At 69.9% G+C, this 23,238-nt stretch carries 23 protein-coding genes; 7 read left to right on the forward strand and 16 right to left on the reverse strand.

Going from position 1 to position 23,238, the window contains the following annotated elements; translation table 11 throughout:
• Positions 1-164: 164 nt before the first annotated feature.
• The 7 genes from ACIBCK_RS30275 to ACIBCK_RS30305 all read right to left on the reverse strand — a co-directional run bounded on the left by ACIBCK_RS30275 (position 165) and on the right by ACIBCK_RS30305 (position 6,389).
• Positions 165-578: a DUF3151 domain-containing protein gene (locus tag ACIBCK_RS30275; protein ID WP_361829148.1), complete on the reverse strand. Its 414-nt coding sequence runs from the start codon at positions 576-578 to the stop codon at positions 165-167.
• 78 nt (positions 579-656) lie between these two features.
• Positions 657-1,688 carry a class II fructose-bisphosphate aldolase gene (gene fbaA / locus ACIBCK_RS30280; protein ID WP_399395392.1) on the reverse strand — a complete coding sequence of 344 codons (1,032 nt, stop codon included), beginning with the start codon at positions 1,686-1,688 and terminating at the stop codon, positions 657-659.
• 114 nt (positions 1,689-1,802) lie between these two features.
• Positions 1,803-2,357, reverse strand: a complete 555-nt coding sequence (gene pyrE, locus ACIBCK_RS30285; RefSeq protein ID WP_249588748.1) for an orotate phosphoribosyltransferase — start codon at positions 2,355-2,357, stop codon at positions 1,803-1,805.
• Positions 2,358-2,387: 30 nt separating this feature from the next.
• Positions 2,388-3,176: an aldose 1-epimerase gene (locus ACIBCK_RS30290; protein WP_399395395.1), complete on the reverse strand. Its 789-nt coding sequence runs from the start codon at positions 3,174-3,176 to the stop codon at positions 2,388-2,390.
• A 207-nt stretch (positions 3,177-3,383) separates the two neighbouring features.
• Positions 3,384-4,148, reverse strand: a complete 765-nt coding sequence (locus ACIBCK_RS30295) for an SRPBCC family protein (RefSeq protein ID WP_399395396.1) — start codon at positions 4,146-4,148, stop codon at positions 3,384-3,386.
• Positions 4,149-4,194: 46 nt separating this feature from the next.
• Positions 4,195-5,763, reverse strand: a complete 1,569-nt coding sequence (locus ACIBCK_RS30300) for a polyamine aminopropyltransferase (RefSeq protein WP_399395398.1) — start codon at positions 5,761-5,763, stop codon at positions 4,195-4,197.
• Between the two features lie 107 nt (positions 5,764-5,870).
• Entirely contained in the window at positions 5,871-6,389 is a 519-nt protein-coding gene (locus ACIBCK_RS30305) for a DUF2617 family protein (protein ID WP_399395400.1), read from the reverse strand.
• 758 nt (positions 6,390-7,147) lie between these two features.
• On the opposite strand from ACIBCK_RS30305, the gene ACIBCK_RS30310 reads away from it, so the two are divergent.
• Positions 7,148-8,356: a pyridoxal phosphate-dependent aminotransferase gene (locus tag ACIBCK_RS30310; protein ID WP_399395402.1), complete on the forward strand. Its 1,209-nt coding sequence runs from the start codon at positions 7,148-7,150 to the stop codon at positions 8,354-8,356.
• Positions 8,357-8,449: 93 nt separating this feature from the next.
• Here ACIBCK_RS30310 and ACIBCK_RS30315 read toward each other — a convergent pair whose 3' ends face one another.
• Positions 8,450-8,992: a YbjN domain-containing protein gene (locus tag ACIBCK_RS30315; protein ID WP_399395404.1), complete on the reverse strand. Its 543-nt coding sequence runs from the start codon at positions 8,990-8,992 to the stop codon at positions 8,450-8,452.
• Between the two features lie 83 nt (positions 8,993-9,075).
• Complete coding sequence (clpB, locus tag ACIBCK_RS30320; RefSeq protein ID WP_399395406.1) at positions 9,076-11,673, reverse strand: ATP-dependent chaperone ClpB; 2,598 nt, start codon at positions 11,671-11,673, stop codon at positions 9,076-9,078.
• A gap of 198 nt (positions 11,674-11,871) precedes the next feature.
• Between clpB and ACIBCK_RS30325 the strand changes: the two genes are divergently transcribed.
• Positions 11,872-12,309, forward strand: a complete 438-nt coding sequence (locus ACIBCK_RS30325; protein ID WP_399395408.1) for a pyridoxamine 5'-phosphate oxidase family protein — start codon at positions 11,872-11,874, stop codon at positions 12,307-12,309.
• Positions 12,310-12,420: 111 nt separating this feature from the next.
• Here ACIBCK_RS30325 and ACIBCK_RS30330 read toward each other — a convergent pair whose 3' ends face one another.
• Complete coding sequence (locus ACIBCK_RS30330; protein WP_399395409.1) at positions 12,421-12,795, reverse strand: hypothetical protein; 375 nt, start codon at positions 12,793-12,795, stop codon at positions 12,421-12,423.
• 322 nt (positions 12,796-13,117) lie between these two features.
• Between ACIBCK_RS30330 and ACIBCK_RS30335 the strand changes: the two genes are divergently transcribed.
• The 5 genes from ACIBCK_RS30335 to ACIBCK_RS30355 are packed head-to-tail and all read left to right on the forward strand — an operon-like array spanning position 13,118 to position 17,586.
• On the forward strand, positions 13,118-14,083 hold the full coding sequence (locus ACIBCK_RS30335) for a helix-turn-helix transcriptional regulator (RefSeq protein ID WP_399395941.1): 966 nt from the start codon (positions 13,118-13,120) through the stop codon (positions 14,081-14,083).
• 27 nt (positions 14,084-14,110) lie between these two features.
• The gene (locus tag ACIBCK_RS30340; RefSeq protein WP_399395411.1) at positions 14,111-14,884 is read left to right on the forward strand and encodes a helix-turn-helix transcriptional regulator; all 774 of its coding nucleotides are present in this window, start codon (positions 14,111-14,113) and stop codon (positions 14,882-14,884) included.
• A 56-nt stretch (positions 14,885-14,940) separates the two neighbouring features.
• Positions 14,941-15,717 carry an ATP-binding cassette domain-containing protein gene (locus ACIBCK_RS30345; protein WP_399395413.1) on the forward strand — a complete coding sequence of 259 codons (777 nt, stop codon included), beginning with the start codon at positions 14,941-14,943 and terminating at the stop codon, positions 15,715-15,717.
• Positions 15,711-16,961, forward strand: a complete 1,251-nt coding sequence (locus ACIBCK_RS30350; protein WP_399395415.1) for an ABC transporter permease — start codon at positions 15,711-15,713, stop codon at positions 16,959-16,961. Before ACIBCK_RS30345 ends, ACIBCK_RS30350 begins: the two co-directional genes overlap by 7 nt.
• Complete coding sequence (locus ACIBCK_RS30355; RefSeq protein WP_399395417.1) at positions 16,948-17,586, forward strand: hypothetical protein; 639 nt, start codon at positions 16,948-16,950, stop codon at positions 17,584-17,586. The genes ACIBCK_RS30350 and ACIBCK_RS30355 overlap by 14 nt, the downstream gene beginning before the upstream one ends.
• 5 nt (positions 17,587-17,591) lie before the next feature.
• Here the strand turns inward: ACIBCK_RS30355 and ACIBCK_RS30360 are convergent, their stop codons facing one another.
• The 6 genes from ACIBCK_RS30360 to dnaK all read right to left on the reverse strand — a co-directional run bounded on the left by ACIBCK_RS30360 (position 17,592) and on the right by dnaK (position 22,957).
• Entirely contained in the window at positions 17,592-18,068 is a 477-nt protein-coding gene (locus ACIBCK_RS30360) for a nucleoside deaminase (RefSeq protein WP_399395943.1), read from the reverse strand.
• Positions 18,068-18,571, reverse strand: coding sequence for a hypothetical protein (locus ACIBCK_RS30365; protein WP_399395419.1), 504 nt, complete (start codon positions 18,569-18,571; stop codon positions 18,068-18,070). Before ACIBCK_RS30365 ends, ACIBCK_RS30360 begins: the two co-directional genes overlap by 1 nt.
• 91 nt (positions 18,572-18,662) lie before the next feature.
• Entirely contained in the window at positions 18,663-19,127 is a 465-nt protein-coding gene (locus ACIBCK_RS30370; RefSeq protein WP_367043844.1) for a heat shock protein transcriptional repressor HspR, read from the reverse strand.
• A gap of 1 nt (position 19,128) precedes the next feature.
• Positions 19,129-20,334: a molecular chaperone DnaJ gene (dnaJ, locus tag ACIBCK_RS30375; RefSeq protein WP_399395421.1), complete on the reverse strand. Its 1,206-nt coding sequence runs from the start codon at positions 20,332-20,334 to the stop codon at positions 19,129-19,131.
• A gap of 41 nt (positions 20,335-20,375) precedes the next feature.
• Positions 20,376-21,092: a nucleotide exchange factor GrpE gene (gene grpE, locus ACIBCK_RS30380; protein WP_399395423.1), complete on the reverse strand. Its 717-nt coding sequence runs from the start codon at positions 21,090-21,092 to the stop codon at positions 20,376-20,378.
• A complete protein-coding gene (gene dnaK, locus ACIBCK_RS30385) occupies positions 21,089-22,957 on the reverse strand; it encodes a molecular chaperone DnaK (RefSeq protein ID WP_399395425.1) in 1,869 nt (622 codons plus the stop codon). The genes grpE and dnaK overlap by 4 nt, the downstream gene beginning before the upstream one ends.
• Between the last annotated feature and the right edge of the window lie 281 nt (positions 22,958-23,238).

The raw sequence follows: 23,238 nt of genomic DNA on the forward strand, positions 1-23,238 counted from the left end.
GATCTCCTTGATACGTACTCCGGGTAGCGGTCCGCCCCTGCCGTTACCGACACGGGGGCCCCGGTCCCCAACGGCATCCTCCGCAACATCCCACAAAACGGCAAGACCTGCCTGGTCACAGCGGCGTCCAGGCAGGTCAGGCACGTCCTCGGGGCGGGCCGGGGCTAACCCAGGGTGTCCGCCGCCGTCTGGGAGGAGTCCCGCAGGAAGCCGGCGCAGCGCTCGTACTCCTCCTGCTCACCGATCGACTGCGCGGCGCGTGCGAGGCCGTGCAGGGCCCGCAGGAAGCCGCGGTTCGGCTCGTGCTCCCACGGCACCGGGCCGTGGCCCTTCCAGCCGCTGCGGCGCAGCGAGTCGAGGCCGCGGTGGTAGCCGGTGCGGGCGTACGCGTACGACTCGACGACGCTGCCGCGCTCGAACGCCTCGTCGGCGAGCTGCGCCCAGGCGAGGGAGGAGGTGGGGTACTTCGCGGCGACGTCGGCGGGCGCCGCACCGTTCGCGAGCAGCTCGCGCGGCTCCGGGTCGTCGGGCAGGTGGGTCGGGGGCGGTCCCCCGAGCAGATCCTTGTGAATGGCCATGGGTTCCAGTCTGCTCCATACGCGCACGGGCCCGGCACCCAGGGAAGGGTGCCGGGCCCGTGCGGACCGCCGGGGCGGTTACTTCAGCTTCGTGCCCGTGGAGCGCAGGTTCGCGCACGCCTCGGTGACGCGCGTGGCCATGCCCGCCTCGGCGGCCTTGCCCCAGGTGCGCGGGTCGTAGGTCTTCTTCGAGCCGACCTCGCCGTCGACCTTCAGGACGCCGTCGTAGTTCTTGAACATGTGGTCGGCGACGGGACGCGTGAAGGCGTACTGCGTGTCCGTGTCGAGGTTCATCTTCACGACGCCGTTCTCCAGGGCGGTCGCGATCTCCTCGGCGGTGGAGCCGGAGCCGCCGTGGAAGACGAAGTCGAACGGCTGCGCGCCCGCGGCCTTGCCGTGCTTGGCGGCGACGCCCTCCTGGAGGTCCTTGAGGAGCTCGGGGCGCAGGACGACGTTGCCCGGCTTGTAGACGCCGTGGACGTTGCCGAAGGACGCGGCCAGGAGGTAGCGGCCCTTGTCGCCCAGGCCGAGGGCCTCGGCCGTACGCAGCGCGTCGTCCACGGTGGTGTAGAGCTCGTCGTTGATCTCGTGCGTGACGCCGTCCTCCTCACCACCGGTCGGGGTGATCTCCACCTCAAGGATGATCTTCGCGGCGGCGGCCTTCGCGAGCAGCTCCTGGCCGATGGCCAGGTTGTCGGCGAGGGTCTCGGCGGAGCCGTCCCACATGTGCGACTGGAAGAGCGGGTTACGGCCGGCCTTGACGCGCTCCGCGGAGACGTCGATCAGCGGACGGACGTACGTGTCCAGCTTGTCCTTGGGGCAGTGGTCGGTGTGCAGCGCGACGGTGATGTCGTACTTCGCGGCGACGATGTGCGCGAACTCGGCGAGGGCCACGGCGCCCGTCACCATGTCCTTGTTGTGCTGGCCGCCCAGGAACTCCGCACCACCGGTGGAGATCTGGATGATGCCGTCGCTCTCGGCCTCCGCGAAGCCGCGCAGTGCGGCGTGCAGCGTCTGCGAGGAGGTCACGTTGATGGCCGGGTAGGCGAACTTGCCTGCCTTCGCCCGGTCCAGCATCTCGGCGTAGACCTCGGGGGTTGCGATGGGCATGTGTCCGCTCCTTGTGATGTGCGGGTGTGTGCTTGGCCCTGACCTAAGGGGGCGACGTCATCGTCGCCCCCATCTTTCCAGATCCGCCGGGCGGCTCGGCCCGGACCGGGTTCCTCAGTCGCTGAGGCCGAGATCGTCCTTGGAGTACGCGAAGAGGTACGGCACCCCGGCGCCCTCGGTGATCTTCTCGCCGGCCCCGGTGGCACGGTCCACGATGGTCGCGACGCCGACCACCTCGGCCCCGGCCTCGCGCACGGCCTCGACGGCGGTGAGCGGGGAGCCGCCGGTGGTGGAGGTGTCCTCGACGACGAGAACGCGACGCCCCTTGATGTCCGGGCCCTCGACGCGGCGCTGCATGCCGTGCGCCTTGGCGGCCTTGCGCACGACGAAGGCGTCGAGGCGCTTGCCGCGCGCCGCGGAGGCGTGCAGCATCGCGCCGGCGACGGGGTCGGCGCCCATGGTCAGGCCGCCCACGGCGTCGAAGTCGAGGTCGGCGGTGAGGTCGAGAAGCACCTGGCCGACCAGGGGGGCGGCCTCGCCGTCGAGGGTGATGCGGCGCAGGTCGATGTAGTAGTCGGCTTCGAGACCCGAGGAGAGGGTCACCTTGCCGTGCACCACGGCCTTGTCCTTGATCTGCTGCAGCAGGGCGCCACGTACGTCGTCAGTCATGCCTGTCAGCTTAAAGCCGCGTCCAGTGGCTCAGAGCCGCGTCCAGGTCCAGGTCGTCGACGCCTCGAGGGGCTCGATGGGGGTGACGAGGCGGGGCAGGGTGTTGAGCCCGTTCGGCGGCCCTGTCTGCGGCTCCACGCACACGGCGGCTTCCTGCTCGTCGTAGACGACGACCCACTGCTCACGGCTCTGCACCGTGAGCGCCAGCTGCTCGGGCCAGGTCAGGGTGACGTCGACGCCGTCCGGCATCCCGAAGCAGTCGTCCCAGGGGCCGGGGGTGGGGGCGATGCGGTGGCCGGTGGGCAGGTGGTCGTCGCCCCGCTCCTCCTGCCAGGCGGGACTGAAGTCCACCTGTACGTTCTCGCCGCCGATGCTGCGGTTGAACCAGGGGTGCCAGCCCACCTGGGCGGGGAAGCTGTCGCCGTACGTCTCGATGCCGAGCGTGAGGGTGAGGGAGTCCTCGGTGAGCGCGACGATCTGCGTGACGCGGCCTTCGTAGGGCCAGGGATCGGTGAGGTCGTACGTGAACGCGGCCTCGCTCTTGCCGGCGCGGGCGGTGCGCCATGGCGCGTCCCTGGCGAAGCCGTGGATGGCGTGGGGCGGGGAGTTGAGGGGCATCTGGTGGGTCGTGCCGCCGTTGCGGAACCTGCCCTCGCGGATGCGGCCGGCCCAGGGGGCCATGGGGAAGCAGCCGTAGCGCGCTCCCTGCCTCAGCAGTTCCCTGCCGCCGAGCTTGAGGCTCCCCACTCGGCAGCCGTTGCCCGGCTGCACAACGACTTCCGCGTCGCCCGCGGTCAGTGTCACGTCTTCGATACTCACGGATGTGACCCTACGGGCAGGGACATTTCCCCAACCCCGCCCCTTCCCGGCTGCATCTGTTGGCGGCTGCGCCGCGCAGGGGGCTCCGCCCCCAGACCCCCGCTCCTCAAACGCCGGAGGGCTGGAAGAACCAGCCCGTCCGGCGTTTGAGGACGAACTCGGCGGAGCCGGTGATGGCGGCACGCAAGGCTTCGGGGTGGCCCGTTCTCAGCGCCTGCGGCGAAGCGCTCGCCCCGCCACGATCGCCGAGGCCAGCACCACCGCCGCAGCGGGCGCAGCCCACCGCAGCGTGGCGGAGGTGGACAGCGACTCCGCGGCGGGCGCGGGGGCGTACCGCCCCCGGGGCGGCGCGTGGTCGACCTCCTCGGCGCTCCGGCCGATCATCGTCCGCCGGGCATGCGCGGCCTCAGCGGGAGGCACCACGACCTCGTCCACGACATCCTCGGCGGTCTCCTCGAACGACGGCGGCACCTCCGTCTCGAAGACGGTCGCCGCCTCGACGGGCTCGGGTTCGGGCGTCACGGGCTCAGGCTCCGGCTCGGCCGCCCGGCCGAGCCCCTCCGCGAACCGCTCCAGGAGCCGCCGCACCGCCCCCTCCACAGCCTGTGGAGAAGCCTCCGTGACGCGCCCCTCCCCCGCACCCGTCCCGGAGAAGACCAGCTGGGTCCCCGCACCGTCCTCGGCGGGATCGAGCCGCACCGTGAGGGAGAGCTTCACGGAGCCGCCGCCCCGCACCTCCACGCCCTCGCCCTCGATCGCGTACGAACCGTCGCCGCGCGGAGCGACCCGCGCCGCGCCGCGGTACGTGATGGTGTGACCGCCGACCCGCACCTTGAGCCGGCCGGAGAGCGGCGACGCGGTGCCGTCCGCGTCGCGCTGCAGTCCGGGCACCGCCCCAGCGACCTGCTCGGGGTCGCTCAGCACCTGCTGAAGACGGTCGGCGGGAACCGGAACGAACACCTCATGCTCCATGGCAGTCGAGCCTACCCACGTGGCCGAGAACATGTACGCCTGTTCGTCAGTTCGTGTACCGCGGGTGCACCAGTGTGGAGGGTGCGAGGCCCCGCATCCGCGTCCGTTCGGCGGAGGCGACGGCCACCCGCGGCAGCGCCGCCATCCCGGGCGGATCGAGGGCCGGGCGGGATCTGGCCGCCAGGACGAAGCCCCAGTCACGTGGCCGGGACGAACCCTCCGCCGCCCGGTCGGGGCCCGCAGCGAACGCGGAGAGCCTGCTCCCGACGCCGTACGGCTCCGTCCGCAGACCCGCCGCCCGCAGCGTGGCCTCCACCGTCCAGAAGACGTGGGGCCTGGACGTCATCGGCCCGGCGTGCACGGCCAGGCGCCCGCCGTCGGCCAGGGCCCGCGACGCGAGGCCGTAGAACTCCTGGGAGTAGAGCTTGGTGCTCGCGGTGATGCCGGGGTCGGGCAGATCGGAGATCACCACGTCGTACGTACGAGGGGGTGAGCGCAGCCAGTGGAACGCGTCGGCGTGCACCACCCGCACCCGGGGGTCGCCGTAGACCCGCCCGTTCAGTTCGCTCAGCGCCGGGTCGTGGCGGGCCAGCCGCACCACCCCCGGGTCGAGTTCGACGACGTCCACCCGCCGCACCCCCGGATGGCGGAGCACCTCGCGCGCGGCGAGGCCGTCACCACCGCCGAGGATCAGCACGCGCGCGTGGCTGCCGCTCATCGCGGGGCCGACGAGCGCGCGGTGGTAGCGGTGCTCGTCACGGCCGCTGACCCGCAGGCGACCGTCGAGGTAGAGGTCGAGAGAATCGTGCCTGCCACCGGTCAGGACGACTTCCTGGACGCCGGTCTGCACGGCGACCCGTACCTCCTTGCCGTAGACCGCCCGGCGCGCGGCCGCCTCGAAGTCACCGACCAGGACGGCGGCCGACGCGAGCAGGCCGAGGACGGTGACGTTCGCGACGATCAGGATCCACCGGCCGCGCACGCTCAAGTCGTGCCGGAACAGGCCGAATACCAGCGCGCCGCCCGCGACCGCGTTGACCGCGCCGGTGATCAGCGCCCCGGTCAGCTGGCCGAGCAGGGGGAGCAGGAGGAAGGGAAAGGCGAGGCCGCCCACCAGCGCGCCCACGTAGTCCGCGGCGAAGAGGTCCGACACGGCGCCGCTGGGGTCCTGCCGTCTGATCCGCTGGATGAGCACCATGAGCAGCGGCACTTCGGCGCCGATGAGCAGACCGATGGCGAGCGAGAAGGCGACGAGGAGATAGCGCGAGCCACCCGCCCAGACCTCGCCCCGGTCGCCGGTCCAGGCGAACGCGGCGTACAACGCCATGGCGCTCAGTCCGCCGACCAGCGCGAGCGCCGCCTCGACCAGGCCGAACCCGGCCGCGGCCCGGCGCCGCAGCCGCTTGGCGAGCAGGGAGCCGAGGCCCATGGCGAAGACCATCACCGAGAGGACCACCGACGCCTGGGTGACCGAGTCACCGATCAAGTACGAGGCGAGGGCGACCAGTTCGAGTTCGTACACCAGACCGCAGGCCGCGCAGACGAAGACGCCCGCCAGGACGAAGAACCGTCCGGTCCGGGGCGTCACCGGTAAGTGCGTTGACGGCTCCATCATCCTGGGAACGCTACGTCACCGAACACACACATCAGGTCACCCACAAGGGTGCACCTGAGCGCCAGAGGTGTAGCTGGGGCGCGACGGTCAGGAGCGGCCGGCGGCCCTCAGAGCACCGCCGGCATGCGCACACCCACCCGCGTGCGGGTCGCCACGAGTTGTCCGTCCTGCGGGTAGGCGTGCCAGGTGCGCCATTGCACGGCCCCTTCGTGCCGCTGCGCCAGCATGGCCGTGAACGCGTGCGGGCTGCCCGGGAACACCCCGGCCAGACCGTGCGGGTGCTCGGCCACCAGGGCGAGCAATTCCTGTGCGCGGCCCGCGAACTGCCCGCGCGAGAGGGTCTCGACGCGCGCCGCGAACTCGTACTCCCACTCGCCGAGGCGCTTGGAGACGCCGAGCGGAAGTGGCGTACTGCTGCCGGGGATGCAGGCGACGGTCTCGGAACAGGTGCCCTGCTCCTCTTCGAGGATCACCTGGTGCGATGCCCCGAGGAGCCGCAGCTCCATTTTCGCGTCGGCAAGCTCCAGTTCGAGTGTGGCGAGCGCGGGCAGCGGCTCGCGCCCCAGGGTCCAGGCGAGGTCCGCGGCGCACGTGTCGGTATAGACAGTCTTCAGGGTCGTGAGCATGGGTCGGCTCCGCTAACACGCAATGGAGGTGGTGCCGGCGCACCCGGTCGGAGACCGGGAGGTCGGAATGCCGGCTCGTGCCCACGAGAACGTCCTTGATGTCCAAGTCGTCCGTCCGAGGGCGGTGCTGACGGTTAAGAGGGAATCATGGACTGCTGCACTGCCACTGCGCTTTTACCCAACTTCGGAGGGTTTCCACCCCCGCGGGGGCTGCACAGTTCAACTGTTCAATGACTCAACGACGAAGTGCCCGACAGGAGTTGCCTCCTGCCGGGCACTTCAACAGATGGACGGACCAGCTGCCCCGTGTCAGCTGCCTCCTCCACCGCCGCAACCGCCACCGCCACCACCGCCGCCGCACGAAGAGCCGCCGCCGCAGGACGAACCGCCGCCGCAGGAGCCACCTCCGTGGTGACCGCCACTGTCGCCACCGCCGACCCACCAGCTGCCGCCGGAACTCGCCGCACCGGCCCCGCCGGCCCCGCGCGAGCGACCGCCGCGCCCACGTGAGCCGCCCTTGGCCACGAGTGCGACGACGACTACGACCAGACCGACAAACACGAAGACCCCAGTCATGACGTCCACGCCCCTTTCCGTTCCCCCGAAGCAGGCCCCCCGTGGGTCCGCGTTCTTGTGTGCTGTTCTGGTGTGCTGTTCTTTTGCGCTGTTCCTTGCGTGCTGTTCTTGCGTGACAGGGAAATGCCCCCGCGCATGCCGACCCAAAGCAGAGTTGAGGAAGTCCAGAGGTTCGGCGCAGGATGGCGGCCATGACCTCCACATCCGGAAGCGGGCGGCCGCTGCTCAACCGCCGCCTCGCCGAGTTCGGTACGACGATTTTCGCCGAGATGTCCGCGCTTGCCGTGAAAACGGGCGCGATCAACCTCGGCCAGGGCTTCCCCGACACGGACGGTCCCGAGGAGATCCGCGAGGCCGCGGTCCGCGCCCTGCGTGACGGCCGCGGCAACCAGTACCCGCCGGGCCCCGGCGTCCCCGAGCTCCGCGCGGCGATCGTCGCGCACCAGCAGCGCAGGTACGGTCTCGCGTACGACCCCGACCGCGAGGTCCTGGTCACGGCGGGCGCGACCGAGGCGATCGCCGCGTCCCTGCTCGCCCTGGTCGAGCCGGGCGACGAGGTGATCGCCCTGGAGCCGTACTACGACTCGTACGCGGCGTCGATCGCCCTCGCCGGCGGCAAGCGGGTCCCCGTGACGCTGCGCCCGGACGCGGCGGAGGGGCGCTTCCGTCTCGACCTGGACGAGCTGCGCGACGCGATCACGCCGCACACGCGGCTGCTACTCCTGAACACCCCGCACAACCCGACCGGCACGGTCCTGACCCGCGCCGAGCTCGCCGAGATCGCTAAGCTCGCGGTCGAGCGTGATCTGCTCGTGGTCACGGACGAGGTGTACGAGCACCTGGTCTTCGACGACGGCGAGGGCACGGAGCACATCCCGCTCGCCTCCTTCCCCGGCATGCGCGAGCGCACGGTCACGATCGGCTCGGCCGGCAAGACGTTCTCGTACACCGGCTGGAAGGTCGGCTGGATCACCTCGTCGCCGGAGCTGGTGACGGCGGTCCGTTCGGCGAAGCAGTTCCTCACCTATGTGTCGGCGGGCCCGTTCCAGTACGCGATCGCGGAGGCCCTGGCCCTGCCCGACGCGTACTTCACGGGCTTCGCCGAGGGCATGCGCGCCAAGCGGGACCTCCTGAGCGAGGGCCTGACGGCCGCGGGCTTCGACGTCTACCGCCCGGCGGGCACGTACTTCGTCACGACCGACATCCGCCGCCTTGGCGAGTCGGACGGCTTCGCGTTCTGCCGGGCCCTGCCCGAGCGCGTCGGCGTGGTCGCCATCCCGAACGCCGTCTTCTACGACCACCGGGACGCCGGTGCGCCGTTCGTGCGGTTCGCGTTCTGCAAGAAGGACGAGGTCCTCGCCGAGGCGGTCTCCCGGCTCAAGTCGCTGTAGTTCCTGTCATGACGGTCGTGACCGTGATGACCGTCATGACGAGAGCCCGGCCGGGGTGACCCGGCCGGGCTCTCGGTCTCGCGTGGTCCAGGCCTAGGCCTGGTCGTCGCCGGGCTTCTCTTCACCCTCGGTGCCGTCGACCTCGGCCTCCAGGCCGAGCTGCTCGACCAGCCAGCGGTCGAACTCGATCGCGGCGCGCACCCAGCTGACGGTGGACGACACGAAGTGCTCGAGCGCGACGCCCGTGCCGATCAGCATCTGCGCCTCGCCGATGAGGCGGACGGTGCCGTCGTCGTGGGTGTGCGTGTAGACCTTCGGCCACAGGGTGCGGCGGTTCCAGTCGTCGATCGCTTCGAGGATCTGGGCCTTCTCCTCGATGCCGTGCGCGCGGTCGTAGAAGGTCCGCACCGAGAAGACCTGCTGGTCTCCCTCGCCACGGAACATGAAGTACGTGCGGAACTCCTCCCACGGCGCCGCGAGGTCACCCTCTTCGTCGACGACGTGCTTGAGCTCCATCTGGTCCAGGAGCTGCTTGACCAGGTCCTGGTCGGGGACAACGGGGCCCGCCGGTCCATCGCCCTGCTGCGGTTCGGGCTGTCCCCCGAAATTCGGAATCGAGGACGGGTCGATGCTCACGTGCTTAGTCCCTTCGTACGGATTCCGCCATCCTGCCCCATGTCGGGCGGGGGCCCGCAACCCCCGCCCCCGATGTGACCGGGTTATGCCCTCTCGGCCGTCGCCGGTCCGACGATCAGGCCATCCTCGAAGGTGTCCACGCGGACCGTGTCGCCGTCCTTCACCTCGCCCGAGAGGATCTCCTTGGCGAGCCGGTCGCCGATGGACGTCTGGATGAGGCGGCGCAGCGGGCGGGCGCCGTAGGCCGGGTCGTTGCCCTCGTCCGCCAGCCATGCCAGGGCCTCGGGGGAGACCTCCAGCGTGAGCCGGCGCTCGGCGAGCCGGGCCGCGAGGCGGTCGATCTGGAGCCGGGCGATGTGCGCGAGCTCGTCCTTGCCGAGCGCGGTGAAGACCACGAGGTCGTCGAGCCGGTTCAGGAACTCCGGCTTGAAAGAGGCCCGTACGACTTCCAGGACCTGCTGCTTCTTCTCCTCCTCGGAGGTCAGCGGCTCGACGAGGTACTGGCTGCCGAGGTTGGAGGTCAGGACGAGGATGGTGTTGCGGAAGTCCACCGTCCGGCCCTGCCCGTCGGTGAGGCGTCCGTCGTCGAGCACCTGGAGCAGCACGTCGAAGACCTCCGGGTGCGCCTTCTCCACCTCGTCGAGGAGCACCACGCTGTACGGGCGCCTGCGTACGGCCTCGGTGAGCTGGCCGCCCTCCTCGTAGCCGACGTACCCGGGCGGGGCGCCGACCAGCCTGGCCACGCTGTGCTTCTCGCCGTACTCGCTCATGTCGATACGGACCATGGCGCGCTCGTCGTCGAAGAGGAAGTCCGCCAGGGCCTTCGCCAGCTCGGTCTTGCCGACGCCGGTCGGCCCGAGGAAGAGGAAGGACCCGGTGGGGCGGTCGGGGTCGGCGATCCCGGCGCGCGTGCGGCGCACGGCGTCGGACACCGCCCGTACGGCCTCGGTCTGGCCGATGAGGCGCTTGCCGAGCTCGTCCTCCATGCGGAGCAGCTTCTGCGTCTCGCCTTCGAGGAGCCGCCCGGCCGGAATACCCGTCCAGGCGCCGACCACGTCGGCGATGTCGTCGGGCCCGACCTCGTCCTTGACCATGGTGTCCTTGGAGACCTCCTCCTCGGCCTCGGAAGCGACCTCCAAGTCGTGTTCGAGGGTGGGGATCTCGCCGTAGAGCAGCTTGCTCGCGGTGTCGAAGTCGCCGTCGCGCTGGGCGCGTTCGGCCTGCCCGCGCAGCTCGTCGAGCTTCTCCTTCAGCTCACCGACGCGGTTGAGGGACTGCTTCTCCTTGTCCCAGCGGGCGTTGAGCCCGCGCAGCTCCTCCTCCTTGTCGGCGAGGTCGCGCCGCAGCCTTTCGAGGCGCTCCTTGCTCGCGGGGTCGGTCTCCTTGCTGAGGGCGAGCTCCTCCATCTTCAACCGGTCGACGGAACGCTGGAGTTCGTCGATCTCGAGGGGGGAGGAGTCGATCTCCATGCGCAGCCGGGAGGCCGCCTCGTCAACGAGGTCGATGGCCTTGTCGGGCAGGAAGCGGGAGGTGATGTACCGGTCGGAGAGCGCGGCGGCGGCGACGAGCGCGCTGTCGGCGATCTGGACCTTGTGATGGGCCTCGTAGCGCCCCTTGAGCCCACGGAGGATGGCGATCGAGTCCTCGACGGACGGCTCGTCGACGAGGACTTGCTGGAAGCGGCGCTCCAGGGCCGGATCCTTCTCGATCCGCTCCCGGTACTCGTCGAGGGTGGTCGCGCCGACCATCCGCAGCTCGCCGCGGGCGAGCATGGGCTTGAGCATGTTGCCGGCGTCCATGGCGGAGTCGCCGCCGGCCCCGGCGCCCACGACGGTGTGCAGCTCGTCGATGAAGGTGACGATCTGCCCGTCGCTCTCCTTGATCTCGGAAAGGACGGTCTTGAGCCGCTCCTCGAACTCACCGCGGTACTTCGCGCCCGCGACCATGGCCCCCAGGTCGAGGGAGACGAGCCGCTTGTTCTTCAGGGACTCGGGGACGTCGCCCTTCACGATGCGCTGCGCGAGCCCTTCGACGACGGCGGTCTTGCCGACGCCGGGTTCGCCGATGAGGACGGGGTTGTTCTTGGTGCGCCGGGACAGCACCTGCACCACGCGCCGGATCTCCTGATCCCGCCCGATGACGGGGTCGAGCTTCCCCTCCCTGGCGGCGGCGGTGAAGTCGGTACCGAACTTCTCCAGGGCCTTGTACTGACCCTCCGGGTCCTGGGTGGTCACCCGGCGCCCTCCCCTTGCCTTCTCGAACGCGTCGAGCAGTTTCTTGGCGGTGGCCCCGTGTCGGCTCAGGACCTCCGCTGCGGAGCCGCCCTTGGCGGCGACACCGATGAGCAGATGCTCGGTGGAGAGGTAATCATCGCCCAGCTCCTTCGCGCGCTGCGAGGCGTCGGCGATGACCGCGAGCAGGTCGCGGTTGGGCTGCGGCGGCGCGACGGTGGATCCCGTGACGCTGGGCAGTCCGCTCAGGGTCCGCTCGGCGTCGGCGCGGACGGCGGCCTGGTCGGCGTCGACCGCGGCGAGCAGGTCGGTGATGTTCTCGTTGTCCTGCCCCTCCAGCAGCGCGAGCAGCAGGTGCGCGGGGGTCAGGTCCGGATGCCCGTCCTTCACGGCAAGGCTGCTGGCCGCGTTGATCGCGTCCCGGCTCCTGTTGGTCAGCTCGGCGTCCACGGGTGTCGTCTCCTCCTTGCGTCCGTGCGATCCGTATGACGTACGGGTCGGCGGGGTGGCCTACGGGTCGGCGGGTTCCGCGAACCCACCTGACCTAAACAGCGTACATAAAGTTGAGTCTATTCCACTCAAGGGGCAAGGGAAGCGCGAGACGGCCGAGCGGCTACGCGAGACGTCCGAGCGGCTAAATTCCGTTCCATGGCCATGGACCCGCACCACCCGACCCCCGCCTACCTCAGCTTCTGGCGTGAACGGCACCTGTGCACGCTGACGACGCCGCGCCCCGACGGCACCCCGCACGTCGTCCCGGTCTGCGTGACGTACGACCCGGAGGCGGGTGTGGCCCGCGTGCTCGCCAACAGGTCGAGCGCGAAGGTCCGCCACGTCCTGGCGGCGGAGGGACCGGACGGGGCTGACGGGGCGGGGGCGCGGGTGGCGGTCTGCCAGGTCGACGGGCGGCGCTGGGCGACGCTGGAGGGGTACGCGCGCGTGCGCACCGGGCCGGCGGAGATCGCGGAGGGCGAGCGTCGCTTCGAGGAGCGGTACGGGCGGCCGCCGAGGCCGAATCCGCACCGGGCGCTGATCGAGATCACGCTGACGCGGGCGATGGGCCAAAAGGCGCTGCTCGCCCCCTGACCGCACACCACAGCCTGACCACACACCACAGCGGCGCCACCGTGTTCAGGTCCACGGTGGCGCCGCTGCTGGGGGAAGCACCTGCGCGATGTACAACGACGGGGGATCGCGTCAGGCGCTGCGGGGGGTGGCTGTGATGGCTCTTGTAGTGGTGGAACTCTGCTGGTCCTGCTGCTGTACGCCACCCGGCTGCCCCGGCTCACCGACCAGCTGGTGATCACGCCGGTCGAGATTGACGAAGACCATCCCGTACCGAATGGCACACCGCACGGGCTGGGGGGCGCCACGCGGCTTACGGAGGCACCGGTAGGCCCGGATCTCCTCCTCGTCGTCACGGGTGACGACAACTGGCTCACCGAGGAGCGTGACCATCAACGAGTCGCCGGCGTGGGGTATCGCTGTGGCGAGATCGATGAAGTGCCAACCTGAGCGGTAGGCGGTGGCCATTTCCCGGCGGAAGGTGCGGTCGTCGGGAGGGGTGCTCATGCGTCGCCCCCTGCCGGCGCCACGCCCCAGACGAGATCCCCGGGCAAGGCCGAAACGGAAGTCGCCTTCGCGGGCGCGGACCCCCAGACGAGATCAAACGTACTCACCGCACCCAGGGCCAGTCCTGCGGAGAAGGTGGTGACAAGCACCGAGCGAAGCATGCGCTTAAACATGGTCGGCTTCGTCCTCACTTGGTAGGTTCCTCTCCCCCGGCTCAACAAGACGATGTCTCAATTCAGCACGTCAAAGCCACAGGGTGGATGCATCATGTTCCTGCACGTTCAGGACCCTGGGGGGTGGAGATTTGCTTACAAGAGGCGCAATACCGACACATCCTCACCCCGCAACCCCCCTTTGCGCCGAGGGATCAGAGCTGTATGCCACCGCGCTGCGTACGGGTCGCCTGACACGAGCCGAGGCCGAGAAGGTCCCCTGCCTAGTGGAATCCGGGCTCGTGCACCCGGACCCCGACGACGCGGACTGGCTGCGTCCCGTCCCGCCGTCCGCCGCGCTCGCCCAGCGACTGCACCCCATCGAGCGCGAGATACAGGAACGGCGAAGGATCGCCGTTGAACTGACCGATACCTTCGAGCCATTCATGGCGATTACCTCGCAGGTGGAGCCCACCACCCAGGGGTTCACCGTGCTGGAGGGCGACACCCGCATCGGCGCGGCCATAGAGCGGGCCACGGCGGAGTGCCGTTCGGAGATCCTCACCATCCAGCCGGGCGGCGGCCGCAGCGAGAACGTCCTCAATCTGGCGATGAAACGCGGGCAGACCGTCATCGACCGTGGCATCACCATGCGCACCCTCTACCAGCACACCGTCAGGCACAGCCAGGGAACGCTGGCCTACGCGGCGCGGATGGCCCAGGGAAACGTCGAGGTACGGACGCTGGAGGAGCTGGTCGACCGACTCATGATCTTCGACCGCACCGTCGCCCTGATTCCCGCGCACACCCGTCAGGACGCGGCCCTGGAGCTGCGTCACCCGGGCCTGATCGAGTACCTGGCCAAGGTCTTCGAGCAACTCTGGAGCCGAGCCACCCCCTTGGTCGACGACGTGCCCTACGCGCCACCCACGAACGGCATCACCGGCGTCCAGCGCACCATAGCCAGGCTCCTCATCGAGGGCCACGTGGACGAGGCGATCGCCCGCCGCCTCGGCATGAACGTCCGCACCTGCCGCTCCCACATCGCTAAGATCGCCGCCGCCCTGGGCAGCGGAAGCCGAGCTCAACTCGGTTACCTGATCGCCCAGTCCGGAATCCTGGAGAGGGATCACTGAAGTTGGTCAGGGAGTGAGCGGGACGCGATGACGAAGCCCCACGCGTACGAAGCCGACGACGCGGAGTGGTTGTGTCCCTCCTCCCCCGCCGATGCTTTCGAGCCACCCCCGAAGCGCGACACCCCACGCTCCTCGCGGACGGAGCCTCCTGCGATCACCGCGCTCGACGGCCTCCCCCTCATCAACGATGCCATCGCACGCGCCGCAGCCGAGGCCACGGAGGAATTGCTGACCGTGCAACCGGGAGGGAGCCGCCCGCCCGAGGTCCTCGCCGCCGCCCTGCCCCGGGAGCAGGCCATGCTGTCGCGAGGCTGCCGGATGCGTACGCTCTACCAGCACACCTCACGGCACTCGTTGCCCGTCCTCGCGCACTACGAGCAACTGGACGGGGACGTCGAGGTCCGTACCCTCGACGAGATCACCGACCGCCTGGTCATCCTGGACCGCGCGGTGGCATTCATCCCCGCGCACCGGAGCAACACCCGGGCGCTCGAAGTCCGCCACCCCGCCCTGGTCGGCTACCTCGTGAACGCTTTCGAGCGCCAGTGGCACATGGCCACACCCATGTTCCCCCGGGCCGCACCGCAGCCCTCGGACAACGGCATCACCACCCGCCAACGGGCCGTGGCCGGCCTGCTGATCGAAGGCCACACCGACTCCGAGATCGCCGCCCGCCTGGGCATGAACATCCGCACCGCCCGCGTCCACATCGCCAAGCTAGCCTCCACCCTCGGAAGCCACAGTCGCGCCCAACTCGGATATCTCATCGGGCAGTCAGGGCTCCTGGAGGCAGAGAGCTGAGTAGGACAGCCCGTCGGCTCCGGCGGACCCCGCCCCGTACTTTGGGAAGCCAATCCATGACGACTTGTCCCATCGCCCGGCTCACGGCTCTGACGCAGGGGTACGGCAGCCGCCGTGTCATCGAGGGGCTCGATCTGTCCATCCAGCCCGGTGTCACAGGGCTGTTGGGGCCGAACGGGGCCGGCAAGACCACCCTGTTCCGTGCCCTCGCCACCATCGCACCACCACAGAGCGGCGGCCTGGAACTCTTCGGCAGGGTTGTCCTCGGTGAACGAGATGTGCGGCGCGTCCGCCCTCGCATCGGCTACCTCCCGCAGGACTTCGGCTACTACCCGGCCTTCTCCGTCAGCGATTTCGTCCGCTACTGCGCCTGGTTGCGTGAGGTGCCGTCCAAGGAAGCCGCGTCGGCGACCGAGGAGGCGCTGGCCGCCGTCGGGCTCGCCGGCCGGGCCCGCGACCGTATGAAGTCCCTTTCCGGCGGCATGCTCCGTCGAGCCGGTATCGCCGCGGCCATCGTCGGCTCTCCGTCCCTGCTCCTTCTCGACGAGCCCACCGTCGGCCTCGACCCCGCCCAGCGCCTCGACTTTCGCGACCTCATTCGTTCGCTCGCCCGCGCCGGAGCCGCCGTCGTGCTCAGCACGCACTTGGTCGAGGACGTGGGCGCTGCCTGCGACTCCGTCCTCGTACTCGACGAAGGCCACGTGGTCCACAGCGGTACACCCCAGCAATTGGCGGCACTGTCCACACCGGCAGCCCCCGGAGACAGTCCCCTGGAGCGCGGCTACATGACCGTGCTGCGCGACCGCGGGTCGGCGGAGGGAGCCGCGTGCTGACCGCATTCCGCATCGAACTGCGACGCTCGCCCCTGCTCACCGCGTTCCCCGTGTTGATCGCCGTGGACCTGCTCGTGCTCTTCGGGCGTTCCCGGTACTGGATCGGCGTGTGGCCCGAGGCGAGCGTTGCGGCACAGGTCGTCACGCTCTTTCTGGGACCCGTTCTCGCAGGCGTCTCCGCCTGGCAGGCCGGTCGTTCCTCCCGGGCGGGGATGCCCGAGTTCCTTGTTGCGGCTGCCCGGCCGGGCTGGCAGATCGAGGCCATGAGGCTGGCCGCCACCCTGACGCTCGGATTCCTCGCGTACGGGGTCGGATGCCTCACCGCCGCGGCTGTCTCGCTCGGCGACGCAGGACCGGGCTTCCTGTGGCCGTCCTACCTTCTGCTCGGCGCCTCGACCCTGATCATTTTTGCGTCCGTGGGGCATCTGGCCGGTCGCTGGTGGCCCTCTGCGGGATTCACACCCGTCGTGTGCGCACTGGGCTGCTTCATCAGCATGCTGACCCTGCCGTTCAAGTTCAACGTGCTTGCGGGGCCGCCGGACACCCACGTGAATCCGCTGCCGGTCGCCCTTCGCCTGCTGTGCGCCCTCGCTCTCGCGGTGCTTGCGGTGACGGCACCGCCGCTGAAGGGGAGAGCCGAGCGCCGGACGCCCCGCCGGAACCTGCCACGGCATGTACGCGGCATCGCCGTCGGAGCGGTGGTCTGCTCCCTCACCGCCCTGGCCGCGGTTCCGGCCGCCGGAGAGCTGCGCGTGGAGCGTCCGGCCTCGGCGGCCGCGCCGCTGTGCGACCGTGCCGACGAGGGTGCCCCACGGGTGTGCGTCTGGCCAGAGCACCGGAAGTACCTGCCCGAACTGACGCACATGGCTCGGCATCTCGAACGGACCGGGCTGCCCTGGGTCAAAGTACCCAGCGTCTTCCGCGAGTTCGGCCTTCGGCGGACCGACCTGGGAGACCGAGGCTTCGACATCGCCGAAGGTCACGTACGCACCGCGGCCATCGCCATGGCCGACCAGGTGTTCACTGCTTCCTTCGGCCAGTGCCGCCCGCCCCCGGACGAGCGCCGTGCATGGCAGTCCGTGGACAACATCCACCTGTGGCTCGAATACGAGGCCATGGGACGGGACCCGGCCATCGCCGACGAAGGGCTCCACGTCGAAGGAGTGGACACCGCGTGGGCCGAGCGGGAACGCGCCCGAGTTATACGTGAGAGCTCATGGTGCAAGCCTGATGAACCGCTTTAGCCGCACCAGCGGCGCCGATCTGTTCCGTTACGCAAGAGTGCACCGGGGCGCGGCCGTTCTCACCGGAACCACAGTCGTCGCCCTGCTGTCGGCGCTCTTCGGTGGCACCACCATCGCGCTTCCCTCCATCGGCAGCGGAGGAGTCACCACAGGCGTGCCCTACCGACATGAGCTTCCGCTGCTGTCGGCGGTCTTCCTCTCCGCCGCTCTCGACGGTGCCATGTCGGCCCATGACGCAATGGGCGCGTCCACGATGCATCGATTGCGGGTCGCCTACTGTGTCGCGATCACAGCGACGGTCTGCGCCTTCTCGTTCGGTGCCGAGGCCTTCGTCAACGGCCTGGGCTCCGGGACCGTGTTCGTCCGGTCCACCCTGATCTGGCTGGGGCTCGCCCTGCTGTCGGCCCGTGTACTGGGGCAGCAGCTCGGGTGGGCCATCCCGCTGACGTCGGTTCTCTTCCTGGTGTGGTTCCCCCACGACTGGTGGGACTGGACGGCCAATCCGCCCGGTGACCTCTTCAGCTGGGCTGCTGCCGCGATCGCTCTGGGTCTCGGAGTCACCGCGACCGCGGCAACTCCCTGGCGAAGGAAGACCTTTCTCCGCAGGGCCCGCGACGCCCCTTGAACCCCTCAGCCCCCCACATGCAACCGCCGATGCAACTCCCTGATCTCCGAGGCCAGTTCAGGGGCCGGGCCCTCCACCCTCACCCCCGGTGCGATCTCCCCGATCGGGAGGGGGTTGACCGGGGCCGGTGGGGCGGCCAGTTCCGTCAGCCACTGGGACAGTTGCTGTGATGACGCCGCGTACACGATGCGGCCCAGGCCTGCCCAGGCGTGGGCCGCCGCGCACATGGGGCAGTGTTCGCCCGATGTGTAGACCGTTGCCTTCGCGCGGTCCTCGGGGGGCAGGTGCCGCGCCGACCAGCGGGCCAGTTCGAACTCCGGGTGGCGGGTGTGGTCGCCGCCCGCCACTCGGTTGCGGTCCTCCTTGAGGACCTCGCCGTCCGCCGATACCAGGAGTGAGCCGAAGGGTTCGTCGCCCGCGTCCAGGGCCTCCCGCGCCAGTTCCACACAGCGGCGCAGATGCTTCAGGTCCCGTTCGTCCATCAGGATTCCGTCCACGTTCGTAGTAGGTCCTCGCGTTCCGCCGCCCTCGGCGTCCCGCCCTCGTGGCGCCTGCCCCACTCCGCCATCGCCGCCAGCGTCGTCAGCAGCGTGCCCGCGCCCTGCGTCAGGCGGGACAGGAGCTCGCGGGAGAGTTCGTACTCCGCCCGGGAGTAACCCGTCGCCGCCGCCGTGTACACCGTAAGGTCCGTGTCGCCGTCGGCGTCCGAGACGCGCAGTGTCATCGTCGGCGCCTCGTCGCCCCCGCCCAGGCCCACCGTCAGCGCCAGGCCCACGAGCACGCCCACGTTGCGCTTGAGGGACTTCACGGGGACGTCCCGCGCCACCAGCGCGTGGACGTCCTCCCAGGGCCACAGGCCGTCCTGCTTGTCCCCCAGGGCCACCACGCCCTCCGGCGTCAGCCGCACCCCCGCCGCGAGCCCCGACGGCTTCGCGCCCACGTACACATCGCCCTCGGCGATCCAGAACAGTCCCACCATGGCCATGGTGAGTCCTCCACTTCCCCCGGCAGATAGACATAAAGACGTCGGGGCCGGGAGGTTGACACCTCCCGGCCCCGACAAGAGCGTACGAAATCTACTGCTCCGACGACCTCTTGGGCCGCCACACCACCAGCGCGCTCGCCTGCTGCACGTCCTGGTACGGGACCAGGTCGCGGCGGTACGACGCGTGCACCGCCGCCTCGCGCTGCTGCATCGCCGCGGCGGCGCCCTCCACGGCGGAGGACAGTTCGACCACCCTCGCCTGCAGCGCCGCGACCTGGTTCTCCAGCTCGATGATGCGCTTGATGCCGGCGAGGTTGATGCCCTCTTCCTGCGACAACTGCTGCACCGTGCGCAGCAGTTCGATGTCGCGGGCCGAATAGCGCCGGCCACGGCCCGCCGTGCGGTCCGGGGAGACCAGACCGAGGCGGTCGTACTGGCGCAGGGTCTGCGGATGCAGGCCGGAAAGCTGGGCGGCCACCGAGATGACGTAGACCGGCGTCTCATCGGTCAGTTGGTACGCCCGCCCGAAATTGGACTGTCGACGACGGCCGTCCATCTCATGCTCCCTTCGCGGCCTGGAACAGTTCTGCCCGCGGATCGTCGTCCGCAGTCGCCTCGCGGTAGGTCTCCAGGGCTTCCTTCGCCGTGTCGGAGAGCTCGGTCGGGACCGATACCTCCACCGTCACCAGCAGGTCGCCCCGCGAACCGTCCTTGCGGACCGCGCCCTTGCCCCGCGCCCGCATCGTACGACCGTTGGGGGTGCCCGGAGGCAGCTTCAGGGTGACCGGCGGGCCGCCCAGGGTGGGGACCTTCACCTCGCCGCCCAGTGCCGCCTCGGTGAACGTCACCGGCACCGTCACCGTGAGGTTGTCGCCCTTGCGGCCGAAGACCGGGTGGGTGTCGACGTGCACGACCACGTACAAGTCGCCCGCCGGGCCGCCCCGTTCACCGGGGCCGCCCTTGCCGCGCAGGCGGATGCGCTGGCCGTCCGAGACGCCCGCCGGGATCCGCACCTGCATCGTGCGCGACGACTTCGCGCGGCCCGAGCCCTTGCAGACCTCGCACGGGTCCTGGGCGATGAGCCCACGCCCCTTGCAGTCCACGCAGGGGTCGGTGAGGGAGAATCCGCCGCCGCCTCCCCGCGAGACCTGGCCCGTGCCGACGCAGGTCGGGCACACGCGCGGTGTGCCGTTCTTGTCGCCGGTGCCGGAACAGGCCTTGCAGGGAGCCTGCGATGACATCCGGAGCGGGACCGTGGCCCCGTCCACCGCCTCCGTGAAGCTCAGCGTGACCTCGGACTCGATGTCCTGGCCCCGCCGCGGCTGCGTACGCGTGCCCGCGCCGCCCGCTCCCGTGCCGCCTCGGTTGAACAGGCCCCCGAAGACGTCACCCAGACCGCCCCCGAAGCCGCCGCCGGCGCCGCCCGCTCCCCCGCCCGGGGCGCCGCCTCCGAAGAGGTCGCCCAGGTCGAAGTTGAACGAACCGCCGCCGCCCGCGCCCGGGGGACCGGCCCTGAAGCCGCCGTTGCCGAAGAGAGCACGCGCTTCGTCGTACTCCTTGCGCTTCTTGGGGTCGCCGAGGACGTCGTTCGCCTCGGAGACCTCCTTGAAGCGCTCTTCCGCCTTGGGATTGCCCTTGTTGGCGTCCGGGTGGTTCTCGCGTGCGAGTTTCCGGTACGCCTTCTTGATCTCGGCTTCGGTGGCGTCCTTGGGGACGCCGAGGACCTTGTAGTAGTCCTTCTCGATGAAGTCCTTGGTGCTCATCCCCGACGTCCCTCCTCTCGCTTCACAACAACTCCGATGTGTCAGCCCTCGTCCGGGCCGCCACCGGTCTCCTTGTCCTCCGCCGCGTCGGCGGAGTCCTTGGGAGCAGCGGTCTCGGACTCACCCTTGACCGTCTGCGCGCCCGGCTGCGGCTCGGCCACGGCCACCCGCGCGGGGCGGATGGTGCGCTCGCCGATGCGGTACCCCGGCTGCAGGATCGCGACGCACGTCGTCTCGGTGACATCCGGTGCGTACGAGTGCATCAGGGCCTCGTGGATCGTCGGGTCGAAGGGCTCGCCCTCCTTGCCGAACTGCTGAAGGCCCATCTTGGCGACGACCGTCTCCAGGGCCTCGGCGACCGACTTGAAGCCGCCGACCAGCTCGCCGTGCTCACGGGCGCGGCCGATGTCGTCGAGGCTCGGGAGGAGCTCGGACAGGAGGTTCGCCGCGGCGATCTCCTTGACCGTGACCTTGTCCCGCTCCACACGGCGGCGGTAGTTCTGGTACTCCGCCTGGAGCCGCTGGAGGTCCGCCGTGCGCTCGCCGAGCGCCGTACGCACCTGGTCCAGCTGGGCGATCAGACCCGCGTCCTGGGCGGACTGAGCCGTCGTGCTGCTTGCTGCGTCCCCGGCCGGGGCCGCCGGGCCCTCCTCGGTGGAGGGCTCGGCGGCCTGCGGCGCCGCGTCATCAGGGGTGGCGCCGGAGGGGACGTCAGGCTTCTCGGCGTTGTCGCCGAAGCCCGGAGTCTCCTCGGTCATGCGGCGCCGCCCTTCGAGTCGTTCGGCTTCTCGTCGTCGACGATCTCGGCGTCGACCACGTCGTCGTCCTTGGACATGTTCGGGGCCTCGTCGCCCTCGGCACCCGGGGCAGCGCCCTCGCCGCCGGCGGCCTGCGCGTCCGCGTACATGGCCTGGCCGAGCTTCTGCGAGACGGCAGCGACCTTCTCGGTGGCCGTGCGGATCTCAGCCGTGTCGTCGCCCTTGAGCTTCTCCTTCAGCTCTTCGACGGCCGACTCGACCTCGGTCTTCACGTCACCGGGGACCTTGTCCGCGTTGTCGGTGAGGAACTTGTCCGTCTGGTAGACGAGCTGCTCGCCCTGGTTGCGGGACTCGGCGGCCTCGCGGCGCTTGTGGTCCTCGTCCGCGTACTGCTCGGCCTCCTGGCGCATGCGGTCGACCTCGTCCTTCGGCAGCGAGGAGCCGCCGGTGACGGTCATCTTCTGCTCCTTGCCCGTGCCGAGGTCCTTCGCGGTCACGTGCATGATGCCGTTGGCGTCGATGTCGAAGGCGACCTCGATCTGCGGGACACCGCGCGGGGCCGGCGGCAGGCCCGTGAGCTCGAACATCCCGAGCTTCTTGTTGTACGCCGCGATCTCGCGCTCGCCCTGGTAGACCTGGATCTGGACGGACGGCTGGTTGTCCTCGGCCGTCGTGAAGATCTCGGAGCGCTTGGTCGGGATCGTGGTGTTGCGCTCGATGAGCTTGGTCATGATCCCTCCCTTGGTCTCGATACCGAGGGACAGCGGGGTGACGTCGAGGAGCAGGACGTCCTTGACCTCGCCCTTGAGGACACCGGCCTGGAGCGCGGCGCCGATGGCGACGACCTCGTCCGGGTTCACGCCCTTGTTGGCGTCCTGGCCGCCGGTCAGCTCCTTGACGAGCTCCGCGACGGCGGGCATACGGGTGGAGCCACCGACGAGAACGACGTGGTCGATCTCGGAGAGCTGGATGCCCGCGTCCTTGATGACGTTGTGGAACGGCGTCTTGCAGCGCTCCAGAAGGTCGGACGTGAGCTGCTGGAACTGGGCGCGCGTGAGCTTCTCGTCCAGGTGCAGCGGGCCCTCGGCGGACGCCGTGATGTACGGCAGGTTGATCGTGGTCTCCGTGGAGGAGGACAGCTCGATCTTGGCCTTCTCGGCCGCCTCGCGCAGGCGCTGGAGCGCCATCTTGTCCTTGGCGAGGTCCACGCCGTGGCCGTTGTTGAACTGCTTGACCAGGTAGTCGACGACGCGCTGGTCCCAGTCGTCACCACCGAGGTGGTTGTCGCCGTTCGTGGCCTTCACCTCGACGACGCCGTCGCCGATCTCCAGGAGGGACACGTCGAAGGTGCCGCCACCGAGGTCGAAGACGAGGATCGTCTGGTCGTCCTTGTCGAGGCCGTACGCGAGAGCGGCGGCCGTCGGCTCGTTCACGATGCGCAGGACGTTCAGGCCCGCGATCTCGCCGGCCTCCTTCGTCGCCTGGCGCTCCGAGTCGTTGAAGTACGCCGGGACGGTGATGACCGCGTCGGCCACCTTCTCGCCCAGGTACGACTCGGCGTCGCGCTTCAGCTTCTGCAGGATGAACGCCGAGATCTGCTGGGGGTTGAACCCCTTGTCGTCGATGTCCACCTTCCAGTCAGTGCCCATGTGGCGCTTGACCGAGCGGATGGTCCTGTCGACGTTCGTGACCGCCTGGCGCTTGGCGACCTCGCCGACAAGCACCTCGCCGTTCTTCGCGAAGGCGACGACGGACGGCGTGGTCCTGGCGCCCTCGGCGTTGGTGATGACGGTGGGCTCGCCGCCTTCAAGAACGCTGACGACAGAGTTAGTCGTGCCCAGGTCGATGCCGACCGCACGTGCCATTTCGGTTCCTCCAGATGTACTTCTTGAGTGGATCTGGCTCAAGGATGCATGAGCGCTGCGCTTGCGTCAACAGATGTGAGTCTGGGGGGCTCAACTCTTATCCCGGGCTTACGCGCAACCCGTGCCCCGACACCGAGCCCGCATGCATGCGCCCGCGGCCCCTTCGGGGCACCCCGGCGGCACCGACTCGGCAAGGGTGACCTGAGCGACGCAGATCACCGCCCTGCTGGCTACAGTGCGGCTGAGTAAGTGGGTAGTCTCAGACGGACTGCATAAGTTAC

Source organism: Streptomyces sp. NPDC051218 (assembly GCF_044455475.1).
GTDB lineage: Bacteria > Actinomycetota > Actinomycetes > Streptomycetales > Streptomycetaceae > Streptomyces.

Bases quoted from the DNA above. Each gene is read 5' to 3' on its own strand.
- ACIBCK_RS30275 (WP_361829148.1), bottom strand. From the start codon at position 578: ATGGCCATTCACAAGGATCTGCTCGGGGGACCGCCCCCGACCCACCTG.
- fbaA (WP_399395392.1), bottom strand. From the start codon at position 1,688: ATGCCCATCGCAACCCCCGAGGTCTACGCCGAGATGCTGGACCGGGCG.
- pyrE (WP_249588748.1), bottom strand. From the start codon at position 2,357: ATGACTGACGACGTACGTGGCGCCCTGCTGCAGCAGATCAAGGACAAG.
- ACIBCK_RS30295 (WP_399395396.1), bottom strand. From the start codon at position 4,148: ATGGAGCATGAGGTGTTCGTTCCGGTTCCCGCCGACCGTCTTCAGCAG.
- ACIBCK_RS30300 (WP_399395398.1), bottom strand. From the start codon at position 5,763: ATGATGGAGCCGTCAACGCACTTACCGGTGACGCCCCGGACCGGACGG.
- ACIBCK_RS30305 (WP_399395400.1), bottom strand. From the start codon at position 6,389: ATGCTCACGACCCTGAAGACTGTCTATACCGACACGTGCGCCGCGGAC.
- ACIBCK_RS30310 (WP_399395402.1), top strand. From the start codon at position 7,148: ATGGCGGCCATGACCTCCACATCCGGAAGCGGGCGGCCGCTGCTCAAC.
- ACIBCK_RS30325 (WP_399395408.1), top strand. From the start codon at position 11,872: ATGGCCATGGACCCGCACCACCCGACCCCCGCCTACCTCAGCTTCTGG.
- ACIBCK_RS30330 (WP_399395409.1), bottom strand. From the start codon at position 12,795: ATGAGCACCCCTCCCGACGACCGCACCTTCCGCCGGGAAATGGCCACC.
- ACIBCK_RS30340 (WP_399395411.1), top strand. From the start codon at position 14,111: ATGACGAAGCCCCACGCGTACGAAGCCGACGACGCGGAGTGGTTGTGT.
- ACIBCK_RS30345 (WP_399395413.1), top strand. From the start codon at position 14,941: ATGACGACTTGTCCCATCGCCCGGCTCACGGCTCTGACGCAGGGGTAC.
- ACIBCK_RS30355 (WP_399395417.1), top strand. From the start codon at position 16,948: ATGAACCGCTTTAGCCGCACCAGCGGCGCCGATCTGTTCCGTTACGCA.
- ACIBCK_RS30360 (WP_399395943.1), bottom strand. From the start codon at position 18,068: ATGGACGAACGGGACCTGAAGCATCTGCGCCGCTGTGTGGAACTGGCG.
- ACIBCK_RS30365 (WP_399395419.1), bottom strand. From the start codon at position 18,571: ATGGCCATGGTGGGACTGTTCTGGATCGCCGAGGGCGATGTGTACGTG.
- ACIBCK_RS30370 (WP_367043844.1), bottom strand. From the start codon at position 19,127: ATGGACGGCCGTCGTCGACAGTCCAATTTCGGGCGGGCGTACCAACTG.
- dnaJ (WP_399395421.1), bottom strand. From the start codon at position 20,334: ATGAGCACCAAGGACTTCATCGAGAAGGACTACTACAAGGTCCTCGGC.
- grpE (WP_399395423.1), bottom strand. From the start codon at position 21,092: ATGACCGAGGAGACTCCGGGCTTCGGCGACAACGCCGAGAAGCCTGAC.
- dnaK (WP_399395425.1), bottom strand. From the start codon at position 22,957: ATGGCACGTGCGGTCGGCATCGACCTGGGCACGACTAACTCTGTCGTC.